Consider the following 15520-nt stretch of genomic DNA (forward strand, 5'->3'; position numbering starts at 1 on the left):
AGTGAGTAAGCTTCTATTTGTATACGTTTTCATTTTATCCGACGCATCGACCACTCTCCTCTTTTTTGAGATTGTGTTATTTAAGACCGGTAACAAAGCGCTCCGTAATCTCTTTTGGTCTAGTAATCGCTCCACCGACAACGATGCCTCGCACCCCATATTCAAGGATTTGTTTGGCTTGTTCTGGTGTATGAATTTTCCCTTCAGCGATAACATCCACCCCTGCTTCACAAAGTTTTTTGATCAGTTCAAAGTCTGGACCATCTACTTTTGGACTGTAAGAAGTATAACCTGATAGGGTTGTTCCAACAAAATCAATCCCTGCTTCGACTGCTGCTAGCCCTTCTTCAAAAGTACTGGTATCAGCCATTAAGAGTTGATGAGGATATTTTTCTTTGACTTGTCGGATGAAGTCCTGAATTTCCAAACCGTCGTAACGTTCACGTTTGGTACAATCCAGAGCAATGACCTCTATGTCTAGTTCAGCCAGTTCATCAACTTCTTTCATAGTAGCTGTAATGAATGGCTCCTGTGGCGGATAGTCACGTTTGATAATCCCGATAATCGGGAGTTTCGTAACCTCCTTGATCTCCTTGATATCACGAACACTGTTTGCTCGGATACCGACTGCTCCACCTTGCTCAGCCGCTTTGACTAGCAAGGGGATGACCCCTCCCGCTTCTGTATAAAGCGGTTCGTGAGGAAGTGCCTGGCAAGAGACAATGATTCCATCTTTGATTTGTTCAATCAAGGCTTCTTTGCTAATCTGTGGCATCCTCTTTCCTCCCTTTCTTGTTCTTATGGGCTTATTATATATCATTTGTTAAGCGCTTTCAATAGTTTGTAGTGGAATAGATTTCAGTTTCAAAACTATTTTATAGAACAGACTATCCTGAAAGTAGTTTCAGACATCTTAGAATTTCTTATTAGCACACCTTGAACCGAAAGAAAAAGATAGCAGGCTGAAAAACCTACTATCTCCTTCTAATTTTACAAAGTAAAATGATTAGAATTATTCTCTTACTTTTCTCTCTTTTTCCCCATTACAAACAAGCTAAGGAAGAAAGCTGTTAATCCTAGTGAGGCAAGGAGGCTACTCTCCTTGTTCCCTGTATCAGGAAGTGTCTGCTGAGCAAGAGGAGCTTTGTAAGTATAATCTTCTGCAGCAAGAGTTACAAGCGAATCAGCTCCCTTATATTCTGCAATTTCATGTACAGCTGCATCGGCTGCATTAACCCCACCTTTAAACTCTGGAAGTTCATGGACTGCAGCCTCAACAGCATTAACTCCGCCTGTAAATTCTGGCTTATCTACTTTTGGTGCTGCTTCTTCGCCTACTGTTGCCAAAGGACCTGTGTACTCTGGGACTTCATGAACTGCAGCCTCAACAGCATTAACTCCGCCTGTAAATTCTGGTTTTTCAACTGTTGGTGCTGGTTCCTCACCCGCTGTCCCTAGTGGGCCTGTATATTCTGGCACTTCATGAACAGCAGCTTCACTTCCGTTCATTCCATTCGAAAGCTTAGTGCCCGCTACAGAGACTGGTAAATTATGCATACTTTCAATAGCACCTTCTGCCAGACCTGTAACTTTTTGACCCATATCCTCTGAATCCACCGTAAATAGGAGGGTTTTTGTGTCATACTGGGTCATGAAGCGTGCTGTTTTACCGTTTGCCAATTGAAGGGTTGGTGCCTTGTTGACCAATACTTCCGAATCAAACTCCATAGCAAGAATGCCTGGCCATTTTTCAATCGCGTATTTCACTTTTGCTTCTTTAGGAGAAATCCAATCCTTGGTCAAGAAATCCCAGTTGAATTTCTTATAGGATAAAGTATAATCGTTTTGATTGCCATCCGCATGCTCATAAAGCAAACCATATTCGCCATTTCCGAGTTCTTGGAGTGAGTTGTAAGCAAACTTACCACTTTGTATAGGATTGTGTTTCAGCCATGTCAACTCACCATTCTCCTCAACACGAGCCAGGTGAACCAAACCATTGTTGCGTCCAGGACCACCAGCATTGCTGAGTAGAATGTATTCCTTTCCTTCATGCATGGTGTGAATAGCGGACATTTGAACATAAACGTCTTTTACTTGAGGATAACGTTTGATTTCCTTATCCCACGTTGCTCCCCCATCATGACTGGTCGCAACCTGAAGATCGCCAGTCAACCCACGCATAAAGAGCTTGAGATCCCCATTATTCAACTGAACAACAGTTGACTCCGTATTTTGGGCACCTGGATTATTCATGGTTGAAGAGTGAATGGTTTGGTTTCCTACTGGACGGTTATCATTAACTGCTTCACCTGCTTGCCATGTTTCACCATGATCATCTGAATAAATTACACGAGATGATTGAGAACCACTTAGGTAGGAAACGTTGTTTGTTGTATAAACTGGAATCACCAGTCTTCCCTTATGAGGTCCTGTACGCAAGGCAATCCCAGTACCAGGTCCAGTTCCTAGGAAGTGCATCCAATCTTTCCGAATCCCATGTGTAATATCTTTTGGTGCAGACCAAGTCTTCCCATCGTCATCACTGTAGGACATCCATAGGTAGTTGGTATTGGAAACTCTAAAAATATTCTTCTCGCTATACTCAAAATAAATATTCCCGATTAGCTCATTCCCTTTATACAAATCCCCCTTATCGCTGTAGGCTGGTTTTTTAGGGTCAACGACGACGCGATAATCTGTCTTTCTGTTTTGAGGGTCGAAAACCTCTCCGTTTTCTCGAATCGTATAGCGACCTGATTCTCCTTGCTTATATAAAACTTGATAAACTTTATCTCCCACTTGTTCATAAGCTTTCGGAGCTTGCCCCGGCAATGAAAATACTGCCTTACTTTCAAGGAACATGTCGTAAATTGCAAAAATTCTCTTTGTTTCAGGGTCTTGCACCAAGGCCATATCAATATTGACTGGAGATGGCCAATCTGCATGTTTAGCGTGCTCATTGTCACGAGGATTTGAGATTACGATTCGGTCTCCCCATGTTTTTCCATTATCTGAGCTACGACGAACAACCATCCCAATATCTCCCCAGTCAGAATGGTGCAAACGTCTTTCATCCGTTCCAGCAATCAGCGTTCCTTTATCAGTCTTGAGAAGAGCTGGGATACGATAACTCTTGATACCATCTTTATTTGGTTGATTGTTCCTACCACCTTCAAAGACGTCTTCTTTCTCAGTAACTTTTGCTCCCTCAGGAAGTTTCTGTTCCAATTCACCTCTTTCAAATAATTGACTCCGTGTTTGAACTTCATCTGGGCTTAAAGCACGATCATAAACGGTTAGGTTTCGAACTTGTAGGTTTGATGCCCAAACTGTTTTATTGCCCCGTTTGGTTGCTCCAAGTTGAGCTTGATTAACATCTGGCATATCTTTGATAAAGTTACCAGATTTGAGACTTGTTCGAGATAAGACACCGTTCACATAGAGACGAACTCGACCATGAGGTAACTCCGCTGTCGGTTGTTCGACAGTAAAGGTCACGGAATTCCATTGTCCTGGGCGAACTTTCAAAGGAGCATCTGTATACTTATCATAGAACTGCTCTCCGTTAGCGCCACGCCCTTCAATAAGAGCTGTATTATCAAGGACCGACATAGTAAAGTACTCATTTTCCTTGGTGTCACTGGATACAGAGAAGAGATTGTAAAAGCGTGGAGCTGATGCATCTGGTTTAAACTCCATGTGAACTGTAGCATTTTGAAGTTTCTTTAGTTTGTCCAGTTCATTTGATAAATCAACTCTCTGACCATTTGCTGCATTGGTTTCAACATCTTCTTTTTCAAGGACAGGATTAGCATTTTTTAAATCTCTTGAGTAATAGTCACGAGGAATAGCACCCTGATCCTCTGATTCCTCTTCCTTATTTGCTTCTTCTGCAGGGGTCTCCGTAGAGGATGGGGTTTCTGATTCTGCACTCTCATTTTTTTTCAAGTGATCTTGGTCCACCTCAACGCCGTTGTCTTGTGCTGCTGCCAATTTACCAGCCAAATCCTTATCCAAATGAGCAAGATCTCCCGAGGACGCTTCTTTTGGCAATTCTGATAAACCTTGACCAGGTTCGACAGTTTCTGTATTGGCTCCTGCTGCATTGGCTTGCTCTTGAGCTAATACTGGATTTACACCAAATACAACTGTACCAATTAGTACAGAAGCTGTTCCAACTGCAAATTTCCGAATGCCATATCGCTGTTTCCGATGTGAAGATTTATAATTCATATTTGTCCTTTCATTTTTTTATAAAAATAAAGCGCTTTCTTTTTTTCTTAAAATTTTTAGTTCCTCCAACTAAACAAGTAAAAAGAAAGTAACCGACTGAATGAGACCTCCCATTCTTCAAACGTCCACTGCTCTTACTCTCTGACCAAACAGCGGAAAGTTCCCTCCTTTCGCACAATGTCTTTCCCTTATTATACAATAAACTCTGAACTTTATAGCTAAATGATATAGAATAGATTCTACTTTTAAAACTATTTTAATATTTCAAATTTCCTGAAAGTACTTTTCGATTTTGGAAAACAAAAAGGGAGCTCTAGGCTCTCTTAAACTTATTTTTTTACATAGGAGAAAGGAATCTCACTACCACAGAGCCAGTTATAAACTTGGTCATTGACAAAAACATTCATGGCTTCGTGAGCATACTCTGGCATGATGCGATAGGTCTTGTCGCAGGTCAGACGGTTGTAAATTGCAAACTGGGTAATGGGATAGCAAACATCGTCATCCAATCCCGTAATCATCTTGACCTCACCTTTAATACGATGGGCAAGATTTTTCACATCGATATAGGCAAGGGTCGCCATGATTTCTTCCTCTGTTTCATGGAAGGGATCGTGGAACTTGAAATAACGGAAGAGTTCATCATAGGCTTCACTGGTATTGCCAATCTCAAGCACCCGTCTAAAGTCTGACAAGAAGGGATATATGGCAACTGTTTTCTGAATTCGAGGATTGAGCGCCGCTGCAACCAAAGCTAAGGCCCCTCCTTGTGAGGCACCATAGCTAGAAAGTTTTTTCTCATCTACCTGAGGCAGACTGGCAATAATTTCAACCAACTGGTAAATATCCAGATAGACATCCTTATAAAAGAGATGCTCCCGACCTTCAACAGCACCACGGATGATATGTCCCTTCACCGTATTTCCTAGTGGAGAACGCAAACCGTCTTGCGAATAGCCCGACTGGCCTCGAACGTCCATGGAAACAACACCGTAACCAGCCACAGTATAGGCCAGCATGTCGGCCCAGTCCCAACCACGTCCCATATAGCCATGAAAGTGGAAGATTAGCGGAACTTTCTCCTCACTCTTTGGAAGGACGACCCGTGCATAGACTCTTCCTTCATTAGTTCCCTCAAAGGTCAGTTCATAGCACTTGACTTGAGGAATATGGAAATTTCTTTCTTCCAACTGGTAGGCTGGAAGAGATGAAACTTTTTTGAGTTCCTCATCCCAGAAAGCGTCAAAGTCTTCTGGAACCTCATCTCTTCCCTTATAAGTCTTGATCTCTTCTAGTAAAGCTGGATTTTTCATAGTATGCTCCTTTTGTTTTGTAATCGTTATCACAACTGTAGCATATCTAGGAAAGCAATGCAAGAAAGAATGGTAAATAGAAAGTGATTTTAGATTCTCTTTCCTCAAACCTATCGTCTGAAAGTAGTTTTAAAAACAAAAAGAGCGTTTCCGCTCTTTGTGTATCAATAAGTGCTAGCTCCTTTCTCTTGTTTGGCGGTTTGGAATTTCTTTTGGTAGGTCACTTTAATAGTCATGTGAGAGTCCTCGTTTCTTTTTGATGACTCTAGTATAAGACCCAAACCTAAAAGCTAGCTTATAGATTTCTTAGAAAAGGCTTAATCCAGATGTTCTTTCTTTTCTAGGTGGAGAGCAATCATGCGCCATTCTGGATCCTCTTTCCAACCTTCCATAGAACTAATGTAGCTGGCAACCTTTCTGGCTTCTTCTAAAATCGGAAAATCTTCGATAATATCAGCCACTTGAAACTCTGGGAGCCCTGATTGTCTGGTCCCAAAAATCTCACCAGAACCACGCATTTTCAAATCTTCCTCCGCAAGGATAAAACCATTAGTCGTTTCTGTCATGATGCGCATGCGATCCTTCCCAGAGTCCGTCTTGGGATTAGCAACGAGAACAGCATAGGACTGCTTGTCCCCCCGACCAACACGACCTCTGAGCTGGTGAAGCTGGCTGAGACCGAAGCGATCAGCATCCATGATAATCATGACGGTCGCATTGGGGACATTAACCCCAACCTCGATAACAGTTGTAGATACTAGAATATCTGTTTTTCTCTCTTTGAAATCCTGCATGATCTGGTCTTTTTCGTCACTCTTCATCTTACCATGTAGAAGAGCCACTTCAGCCTTACCTGCAAAATGAGCCGTCAATTCCTCCGATAAGGCAATGGCATTTTTCAGATCCAGAGCTTCTGATTCTTCAATCAAAGGAGAGATGACATAAGCTTGCGAACCCTTTTGAATTTCCCCCTCTAACCAAGTCAAGACCTGAGGCAGTTGCTCATGCTTAATCCAGCGCGTCACAATAGGTTTTCGTCCTGCTGGCATCTGGTCAATAATGGAAACATCCATATCTCCAAAGGCTGTGATAGCCAGTGTTCGCGGAATGGGCGTCGCTGTCATCATGAGAACGTCAGGATTGCCCCCTTTTTCCCGTAAAATACGCCTTTGGCCCACACCAAAACGGTGCTGCTCATCGATGATAATCAAACCAAGACGAGCATAATCAACCCCATCCTGTATCAGAGCGTGGGTTCCGATAATCAAATCGGCCTCACCCTTGGCAATAGTCTCCAAGACTTCTCTTTTTTCTGCAGCTTTTAAGGAACCTGTCAAGAGAGCGAGTTTCAAGTCTGGAAAAAGGTTCTGTAAACTCTCAAAGTGTTGCTCTGCTAGGATTTCTGTTGGCACCATAAGAGCTGCCTGATATCCAGCCGTCACCGCCGCAAACATGGCCAAGCCAGCAACCACCGTTTTTCCGCTCCCCACATCCCCTTGTAGGAGACGATTCATGTGGTGGTCCGACTTCATGTCGGCCAAAATCTCCCGCAGACTCTTTTCTTGAGCTTGGGTCAGAGCGAAAGGTAGACATTCCTTAACAGCCGTCACTTTTTTCTGAGACCAGTTCAGAACCAGACCGCTTCCATGAACTCTATTTTCAGACTTGAGCATCTGCAACTGCATTTGAAAATAAAAGAGTTCCTCAAACTTGATACGGCGAAGGGCCTGCTTGTATTCTGCTAAATCCTTGGGAAAATGCATGGCACGGACAGCCTGGCAACGGGACATAAGTTTGTATTTGTCCAGTAAAGACTGGGGAAGATTTTCCTCTATCAAAAGGTCTAATCCCTGATCAAAGGCTGTCTTGATGATCTTGACCAGACTGGCCTGACTGATTCCCTGAGCCAATCGATAGACAGGTTGGAGGTCATCTTCCACCTGAGCCAGGACCTTCATCCCAGTCAGACTGGCCTTGGCACGGTCCCATTTCCCAAAAACGGCAAGAGTTGCACCCAACTCTATCTTATCAGCTAGATAGGGTTGGTTAAAGAAATTCACCGCAAAAACGACTTCTCCCTGTTTGAGGCTAAAACGCAGGCGATTGCGCTTGAAACCATAATACTGGACACTGGCAGGAGTCACAACTTGACCAGACAGAACCGCCTTCTCCCCATCTTCCAATTCCAATACCTGCTTGGTCTTGAAGTCTTCGTAACGGAAAGGAAAGTAGAGCAAGAGGTCTTGCAAGTTTTCAATTCCTAGTTTGGCGTATTTTTCTGCTGACTTTGGTCCCACACCAGGCAAGACATGCAAGGGTTGATGTAGATTCATGCTCTACTCCTTTCTTTTTTAATAATATTCTCTCGGAATGCGATCGCTGAGGAGGCAAACCACCTCATAGTTAATGGTTCCGCGGTAGGTCGCTGCCTGAGTTGCTGTGATTTCCTTGTCACCGTTGCTACCGATCAGGGTTACTTTTGTTCCTAGCGGGTAAACCTTAGGCAGACGAATGGTAATTTGATCCATAGATACTCGTCCGACGATTGGGCAAGCTTGACCATCTACCAAGACAGAGAAATTCTGCATATCACGTGTCCAACCATCCGCATAACCGATTGGCACCGTCGCGATGACTTGCTCGCTATCCGCCTGATAGGTGGCTCCATAGCCCATGCAAGCTCCAGCTGGCACTGTCTTGACATGAACCAGAGCAGACTCCAAGGTCAAGGCTGGAGTCAAGTCATAAGGCAAGTTCAAAACCTCTCCACTTGGATTGAGACCATACATGGAATCTCCCATACGAACTGCGTTAAAAATAGTCTCTGCATGCCAGAGTGTCGTTGCCGAGTTGCTGGCATGAACCAGCTCTGGAACTTCCTTCATACTTGCCAAAATAGCTTTAAAGCATTCTAACTGCTGATTAAAGTAGGTATCTGATTCCTCATCTGCAGTAGCAAAGTGGGTAAAAATCCCCTCAACATGCGCACCGTGTTGTTGGAGCAAGTCTTGAGCCAGATCAGCTTCACTGGCCTCTCTAAAACCAATCCTTCCCATTCCTGAATCAATCTTGAGATGGACAGTCAAGCCAGATAAATCTGCTTCCTTATCTAACAACGCTTGAATCCACTCCAATCCTGCCACAGTCAAGGTGATGTCATATTCTTTAGCTAGGGAAACAGCTCCTAGCTCAGAAACTCCTAAGATGAGGATTTTCTTGTTTATACCTGCTTGACGCAACTCGATAGCTTCATCGATATTGGAAACGCAAAATCCATCAACAACATCCTGGATCGCCGTTGCAACAGCTACCGCCCCATGTCCATAAGCATTAGCCTTGACTACTGCAAATTTGAGCGTACCATTAGGGATATGACTTCCCATTTGTTGTATATTTTGTCGAATGGCTCCCAGATGAATCAGAGCCTTGGTTGGTCTATGTGGACTAGCTTTCATGATTTTCCTCCAAAATGACACTGGCTGTCACAAACTGATCTGTATGGCTGATAGATAGCCAAATTTTTCCTGAAAATGGGGACTGACTAAAATAAGGTGCCCCGCGTTCATTGTTCAAAACTTCCAAATCCTGAAAGGTCAGTTTTCCAATACCAGTTCCCATAGCCTTGGAAAAGGCCTCCTTAGCCGACCAGTGACCAGCCAAGTATTCGATTTGTCTGCGCCCTTTGAGACTGGCAAAACGCTCCATTTCTTTAGGTGTCAGCACGCGCTTGGCAAAGCCCTCACGTCGTGTAACTGCGTTTTCTATCGAAGCCAATTCTTCGATGTCAATTCCGTGTCCAACTATCATACTCATAAAAGGAGCTGAGATTCCCCCAACTCCATCCTTTTCACTTATTTTGTTAAGGTAGTATAAATTTCTTCTACCAAGGCTACTGTATTTTCCCAACCTAGACAAGGGTCAGTTATGGAGCAACCAAAGACCTCTGGTTGGTTTTGGCGGCCATCTGCTAGGTAAGATTCGATCATAAAGCCTCGAACCGTCTTTTTAATCTTTTCATTCCAATCACGATTCAGCAAGGCTTGACGAACAATGCGAATTTGTTCCATATACTGCTTGCCCGAATTGTCATGATTGGTATCGATGATGATAAAGGGATTTTCAAGTCCCATAGTCTCATAGCGATTGATGGCATTCAAGAGAGTTTCATAGTAGAAGTTGGGTTCATTTTTTCCATATTCATTCATGGCGCCACGAAGGATAACGTGGGCCAAGGGATTTCCTGAAGTTTCTACTTCTTGGCCATGGTAAAGGAAGGTTTGCTTGTTTTGAGCCGCATAGATAGCATTAAACATAACTCCAAGGTTCCCAGATGTCGGATTTTTCATCCCAACTGGAGCATCAATCCCAGACGCTACAAAGCGGTGTTCCTGGTCTTCCACTGAACGAGCCCCTACAGCATGGTAGCTGACCAGATCATCAACCAAAACGAGATTTGACGGATAAAGCATCTCATCAGCTGTCGTCAAACCCGTTTCGGTAATCACACGGTAGTGGAGCTGACGAACAGCCTGCAAACCATTGATGAGACTAGGCGCTTCGCTGGTATTTGGTTGATGAATCATGCCCTTATAACCATCTCCATTAGTACGAGGTTTAGCCGTATAGACACGCATCACGATAAAAATTTTATCCGCAACTTTTTTCTGCAAGTCTGCTAAACGACGAGCATATTCGAGCACTGCTTCTTCATTGTCAGAAGAGCAAGGCCCCATCACCAAAAGAATTCGGTCGTCCTCACCTGAGATAATGGCTGCCAACTCTCGATCACGGGCTTCTTTTTTTCGCAAGGCTTCACCTGACAACTGAGTCGCAGCCTTGATTGCTTCAATGTCAATTTCTTGACCTTTTTCGATAAATGCCATCTTATTCTCCTAGCGTTTGGTAGATTTCGCGAACAAGTGCTTCCGTATTGTCCCATCCTAGGCAAGGGTCCGTGATGGACTTACCAAAAACTTCTGGTTCATTTTGACGTCCATCTTCTAGATAGGACTCAATCATAAAACCACGAACATATTTTTTGATTTTCTCATTCCAGTCACGGTTAATCAAGGTCTGACGAACGATACGGATTTGATCCATGTATTGCTTGCCTGAATTGTCATGATTGGTATCGATGATGATAAAGGGATTTTCCAAGCCCATCTTTTCATACTGATCAATGGTATCCATCAAATTGTCATAGTAGTAGTTAGGAATATTTTTCCCGTATTCGTTCAATGCTCCGCGAAGAATGGCGTGGGACAATGGATTCCCCGTTGTTTCCACCTCTTTACCGAGGAAGAGGAAACTCTGTTTATTTTGTGCTGCGTAAATCCCGTTAAACATAACATTGAGATTTCCAGATGTTGGATTTTTAAATCCTGTTGAAAAGTCTGCTCCACTCGCAACAAAACGGTGCTGTTGATCCTCTACAGAACGAGCTCCAACAGCCATATAAGAAATCAAATCATCCACCAGCGGAAGATTTTCAGGATAAAGCATCTCATCCGCTGTTGTCATACCCGTCTCGGTAATCACACGGTAGTGTAGCTGACGAACAGCCTTGATCCCATTGATCAAGCTAGGAGCTTCTGTCGCATTCGGTTGATGAATCAAGCCCTTATAGCCATCTCCATTGGTACGAGGTTTAGCTGTATAGACCCGCATGACCATAAAAATACGGTCTTTGACCTCTTCTTGCAAAGCAGATAGACGCTTGGCATACTCGAGAACCGCCTCTTCATTATCAGATGAACATGGTCCAATCACCAAGAGAATACGCTGGTCTTCCCCACGAATGATGGCTTCCAATTCCTGATCACGTTGATTTTTTTTCGCAAGAGCCGCTCCCTCTAATTTAGACAAGGCGCGAACTTCTTCAATGTTAATTTTAGGACTTTTAGCTTTAAATACCATGATTCATCTCCTTATAAAGCAAACGGACACCAAGCAAAAAATGATTTTTACCAGGTATCCGCCTGTATCTTATCTCATATTATTGTCTCTTACCATGACAGTTCTTGAATTTCTTACCTGATCCACATGGACATTGGTCGTTTCGTCCGATTTGGCTCAAGTCCACATCTTTTGGAAGCTGAGTCTGCTGCGCTGCGATATTACGAGTCGCAGTTGTACTGATATTGTGTTCAGTTTGAGGACGTTCCTGTTCGTGGATTTGTGCTTTCATCATCAAGCGGGTTACATCGAACTCAATCGATCCGATCATGTCGTTAAACATGCGGAAACCTTCTGCTTGATATTCTACAACCGGGTTGTTTTGGGCATATCCACGAAGACCAACAGCATTTCGCAACTGATCAAGAGCATCAATATGGTCTGTCCACTTGTTGTCTACAACACGTAAAATCAAGACTTTTTGGAATTCTTTCACTGCATCTTCATCACGAAGTTTAGCAACTTGGCTATCATAAACCTTCAATGCACGTTGATACAGCTCATCTTTGATGGCTTGATCTGACAGACCTGCAAGATCTGAGCGGCTGATTGAATCTTCTGGAAGTAGGTTGTACTTAGCAAAGTTCAAGATTGCTTCCAATTTTTCATCTTCTTTTGAACGAGCATGTGCATCTACGATTCGTCCAATGGTACGGCGGATCATAGCATGAATCTCAGGTGCCAAATCACGGTCGGCAGTAATGACATCATAACGTTGTGCATATATAATCTCACGTTGTTCACGCATGACGTCATCGTATTGAAGGACCTGTTTACGTGTATCGTAGTTATTCCCCTCAACACGTTTTTGAGCCGCTTCCACTTGACGCGTTAACATACGGGATTCAATGGCTTCGTCAGACATGTTGAGGCGTTCAAAGATACCTTTCAAACGCTCTGAACCGAAACGTTTCATCAAATCATCTTCAAGAGACAAGTAGAACTGCGACTCACCTGGATCTCCTTGACGTCCTGAACGTCCACGAAGCTGATTATCGATCCGGCGACTCTCATGACGTTCTGTACCAATGACGCAAAGTCCACCCAATTCACGAACCCCTTCACCAAGCTTAATGTCGGTACCACGACCGGCCATATTGGTTGCGATGGTAATCGCACCACGCTGACCAGCATTCATGATGATTTGAGCTTCTCTGTAGTGGTTTTTCGCATTCAAGACTTCGTGAGGAACACCTGCTTCGACCAATTTCTTAGAAAGGAAATCACTCGTTTCAACGGCAACAGTACCTACCAAGACTGGCTGACCCTTTTGATAACGTGCCTTCACATCTTCAACCACGGCCTTGAATTTCGCATCAAGACTTGCATAGAGAAGGTCTGAGTGGTCGATACGTTGAATTGGACGGTTGGTTGGGATTGGGATGACACGAATGTTATAAATTTCACGGAATTCTTCTTCTTCTGTTTTACCAGTACCTGTCATACCTGCCAATTTCTTATACATACGGAAAAGGTTTTGGTAGGTAATAGAAGCTGAAGTCTTAGTTTCGTCTTGGATTGGCACACCTTCCTTGGCTTCAATCGCCTGATGCAAACCATCAGAGTAACGGCGACCTTCCATGGTACGACCTGTAAATTGATCGACAATCAAGATTTCCTGCTCTTCGCTGACCACATAGTCAATATCGAGAATCATGATATAGTTGGCACGGAGGGCATTGTCGATAAAGTGAGTAAGAGCCACATTTTCAATATCGTAGAGATTTTCCAGTTTGAAGTAGCTTTCAGCCTTATCAATCCCTGAATCAGACAAACCAATAGTCTTAGACTGAATGTCGATGATATAGTCATCTTTGTCCAAAGATTTGACAAAATGATCCGCCATATGATACAGCTGACTAGTTTCCACAGCATTGGCTCCTGAAACGATCAAAGGAGTACGAGCCTCATCAATCAAGATCGAGTCAACCTCATCGACCAAAGCATAGTTGAGCGGACGCTGTACCATGTTTTCTGCCCGAACGACCATGTTGTCACGAAGGTAGTCAAAACCAATCTCTGAGTTAGTCGAATAGGTAATATCACAGAGATAGGCTTCTTTCTTCTCCATTGGTGACTTAGCAGCCAAATTAATCCCTACTGACAAACCAAGCCATGAGTACAATTCACCCATCTCAGTCGCATCACGTTCCGTTAGATACTCGTTGACCGTTACTACGTGAACCCCTTCACCTGCAAGGGCATTGAGGTATACAGGCATAGTCGCAGTCAAGGTTTTCCCTTCACCTGTACGCATTTCTGGCACATCTCCATGGTGGAGGACAATCCCACCCATGACCTGAACTTTATATGGGAAAAGTCCAAGAACACGCTTGGCAGCTTCACGAACTACCGCAAAAGCCTCATATAGCAATGAATCAAGTGATTCACCCTTGTTGTATCGTTCTTTAAATTCGTCAGTTTTTGCTTTTAGCTCTTCGTCTGACATTGCAGCCATTTGGCTCTCATAGTTAAGAACCTTATCAGCCATCTTTTCCAGACGACGAAGTTCTCCTTTATCATTTTCGATAATCGTTTTTAAAATATTAGCCATTATTTTCCTTACTTTAGATTCTGAATATTTTAGAATGTTCTTTTAATTCTAGCACATTTACTCTTAATTTTCAAGAAAGAATCCGCGTTTAAACAGGGAAAAGAGGCTGACTTCTAGGTCAGCCTCTTAGCTTTTTATGGACTACATTTCACACAAAAATTTAATTGCCAAGCAGAGCTGGCAAAATTCCAAAAATCAGGAAAAGATTGATCCAGAAGGCCATGCAAAATAGCACTCCAAAGAGGAAGAGACTCATCTTTTTAGTCAGTACTGAGAAAAAGATTGTCAATACACCAAAGACGACAAAGAGTTTTTTCATGATGAAGAAATAAATCGAAACTCCTCCTATTTGCAAATCCCATGGAAGACAAAAGACCAGCAGCCATAACAAGCAAATCGTAAGAATGTAGGTTTTGTAGTATTGATGAATGAACTGCTTTATTTTGAACATCGGAACCTCCTCTAAACTTTAGCTATTGATGGATGTCCTCGTTTTGTTCTCTTGTTTCAGCTTGAACATTCTCTTTAGACAGGCATATATTTTCCAGTCATTCACAAGAGATAAAAAAACTAAAAGGAACCATATCCCCCAAATTGTTAAATCAGCAGGATTTTTCAAGACAATATTGAAAATTAAGAATGAAAAAATTGTAAAAGCTATACTGAACAAAGCCCACAAGGGAAGATAAATCCAGTAAAAGTAATAGAAAAACGCGAAATATTTACTATTTTTGTCCGTCTTCTCAATCCAATGAAAAAAATAAAAGTAAGGTGACAATAGCAATAATATAAAAAATTTCTCCATCATACACCTCTTTTTGATAACGTTTTCTTTGATTTCATTCTATCAAAAAGATCTGGAAATGTCTTCCCAGATCTTGCTTGTTTATTCGGCTCTATAATATTTGTAGTGGGTAAATCCCCTATGGATATTATGGAGCCTATTTTGTTGTAGAAAAAAAGTCCCATAAGATTTATAATGAAAAGCGATCAAACCATCATTAGAAAGAATCATATGGAACCATTACATTTTATCACAAAACTGCTAAACATCAAAGACCCTAATATCCAAATTATGGATGTTGTTAATAGAGATACCCTCAAGGAAACCACCGCTAAACTGGACTACGACGCCCCATCTTGTCCTGATTGCGGAAGTCAAATGAAGAAATATGACTTCCAGAAATCTTCTAAGATTCCTTACCTCGAAACGACTGGTATGCCTACCAGAATTCTTCTGAAAAAGCGTCGTTTCAAGTGCTATCATTGTTCGAAAATGGCGGTGGCTGAGACTTCCCTAGTCAAGAAAAATCATCAAATCCCTCGTATTATCAATCAAAAGATTGCTCAAAAGTTGATTGAAAAGACTTCTATGACCGATATTGCTCATCAGCTGTCCATTTCAACTTCAACTGTTCTCCGAAAGTTCAATGACTTCCGTTTTAAACATGATTTTTCTCGT

At 42.6% G+C, this 15520-nt stretch carries 12 protein-coding genes; 1 reads left to right on the forward strand and 11 read right to left on the reverse strand.

What is annotated here, in order from left to right; all coding sequences use genetic code 11:
• Window positions 1-76: 76 nt before the first annotated feature.
• From HMPREF9965_RS06635 to HMPREF9965_RS13350, 11 genes are all read right to left on the reverse strand, one after another.
• The gene (locus HMPREF9965_RS06635; RefSeq protein ID WP_001135648.1) at window positions 77-775 is read right to left on the reverse strand and encodes an N-acetylmannosamine-6-phosphate 2-epimerase; all 699 of its coding nucleotides are present in this window, start codon (window positions 773-775) and stop codon (window positions 77-79) included.
• A gap of 245 nt (window positions 776-1020) precedes the next feature.
• Window positions 1021-4236, reverse strand: a complete 3216-nt coding sequence (locus HMPREF9965_RS06640; RefSeq protein ID WP_001108143.1) for an SIALI-17 repeat-containing surface protein — start codon at window positions 4234-4236, stop codon at window positions 1021-1023.
• A gap of 329 nt (window positions 4237-4565) precedes the next feature.
• A complete protein-coding gene (locus HMPREF9965_RS06645; protein ID WP_000795091.1) occupies window positions 4566-5549 on the reverse strand; it encodes an acetylxylan esterase in 984 nt (327 codons plus the stop codon).
• A 317-nt stretch (window positions 5550-5866) separates the two neighbouring features.
• A complete protein-coding gene (gene recG / locus HMPREF9965_RS06650) occupies window positions 5867-7882 on the reverse strand; it encodes an ATP-dependent DNA helicase RecG (RefSeq protein WP_001048740.1) in 2016 nt (671 codons plus the stop codon).
• Between the two features lie 18 nt (window positions 7883-7900).
• Complete coding sequence (alr, locus tag HMPREF9965_RS06655) at window positions 7901-9004, reverse strand: alanine racemase (RefSeq protein WP_000648093.1); 1104 nt, start codon at window positions 9002-9004, stop codon at window positions 7901-7903.
• Window positions 8994-9356, reverse strand: a complete 363-nt coding sequence (gene acpS / locus HMPREF9965_RS06660; RefSeq protein ID WP_025170832.1) for a holo-ACP synthase — start codon at window positions 9354-9356, stop codon at window positions 8994-8996. The genes alr and acpS overlap by 11 nt, the downstream gene beginning before the upstream one ends.
• Before the next feature lie 44 nt (window positions 9357-9400).
• Window positions 9401-10432, reverse strand: a complete 1032-nt coding sequence (locus tag HMPREF9965_RS06665; RefSeq protein ID WP_000864026.1) for a 3-deoxy-7-phosphoheptulonate synthase — start codon at window positions 10430-10432, stop codon at window positions 9401-9403.
• Window position 10433: 1 nt separating this feature from the next.
• Window positions 10434-11465: a 3-deoxy-7-phosphoheptulonate synthase gene (locus tag HMPREF9965_RS06670; protein ID WP_000231304.1), complete on the reverse strand. Its 1032-nt coding sequence runs from the start codon at window positions 11463-11465 to the stop codon at window positions 10434-10436.
• Window positions 11466-11544: 79 nt separating this feature from the next.
• Window positions 11545-14058, reverse strand: a complete 2514-nt coding sequence (secA, locus tag HMPREF9965_RS06675) for a preprotein translocase subunit SecA (RefSeq protein WP_001274105.1) — start codon at window positions 14056-14058, stop codon at window positions 11545-11547.
• Between the two features lie 160 nt (window positions 14059-14218).
• A complete protein-coding gene (locus tag HMPREF9965_RS06680) occupies window positions 14219-14509 on the reverse strand; it encodes a hypothetical protein (protein ID WP_000472762.1) in 291 nt (96 codons plus the stop codon).
• 18 nt (window positions 14510-14527) lie between these two features.
• Window positions 14528-14863, reverse strand: coding sequence for a hypothetical protein (locus tag HMPREF9965_RS13350; protein WP_000410395.1), 336 nt, complete (start codon window positions 14861-14863; stop codon window positions 14528-14530).
• A gap of 210 nt (window positions 14864-15073) precedes the next feature.
• On the opposite strand from HMPREF9965_RS13350, the gene HMPREF9965_RS06685 reads away from it, so the two are divergent.
• Window positions 15074-15520 (forward strand): ISL3 family transposase (locus tag HMPREF9965_RS06685; RefSeq protein WP_004243492.1); only part of this gene is annotated, 447 nt, incomplete at its 3' end.

The organism is Streptococcus mitis bv. 2 str. SK95 (assembly GCF_000222705.1).
GTDB classification, from domain to species: Bacteria; Bacillota; Bacilli; order Lactobacillales; family Streptococcaceae; genus Streptococcus; species Streptococcus mitis_AY.

Excerpts from the sequence above, each read along its gene's own strand:
- HMPREF9965_RS06635 (WP_001135648.1), bottom strand. The coding sequence starts at position 775 with ATGCCACAGATTAGCAAAGAAGCCTTGATTGAACAAATCAAAGATGGA.
- HMPREF9965_RS06640 (WP_001108143.1), bottom strand. The coding sequence starts at position 4,236 with ATGAATTATAAATCTTCACATCGGAAACAGCGATATGGCATTCGGAAA.
- HMPREF9965_RS06645 (WP_000795091.1), bottom strand. The coding sequence starts at position 5,549 with ATGAAAAATCCAGCTTTACTAGAAGAGATCAAGACTTATAAGGGAAGA.
- recG (WP_001048740.1), bottom strand. The coding sequence starts at position 7,882 with ATGAATCTACATCAACCCTTGCATGTCTTGCCTGGTGTGGGACCAAAG.
- alr (WP_000648093.1), bottom strand. The coding sequence starts at position 9,004 with ATGAAAGCTAGTCCACATAGACCAACCAAGGCTCTGATTCATCTGGGA.
- acpS (WP_025170832.1), bottom strand. The coding sequence starts at position 9,356 with ATGATAGTTGGACACGGAATTGACATCGAAGAATTGGCTTCGATAGAA.
- HMPREF9965_RS06665 (WP_000864026.1), bottom strand. The coding sequence starts at position 10,432 with ATGGCATTTATCGAAAAAGGTCAAGAAATTGACATTGAAGCAATCAAG.
- HMPREF9965_RS06670 (WP_000231304.1), bottom strand. The coding sequence starts at position 11,465 with ATGGTATTTAAAGCTAAAAGTCCTAAAATTAACATTGAAGAAGTTCGC.
- secA (WP_001274105.1), bottom strand. The coding sequence starts at position 14,058 with ATGGCTAATATTTTAAAAACGATTATCGAAAATGATAAAGGAGAACTT.
- HMPREF9965_RS06680 (WP_000472762.1), bottom strand. The coding sequence starts at position 14,509 with ATGTTCAAAATAAAGCAGTTCATTCATCAATACTACAAAACCTACATT.
- HMPREF9965_RS13350 (WP_000410395.1), bottom strand. The coding sequence starts at position 14,863 with ATGGAGAAATTTTTTATATTATTGCTATTGTCACCTTACTTTTATTTT.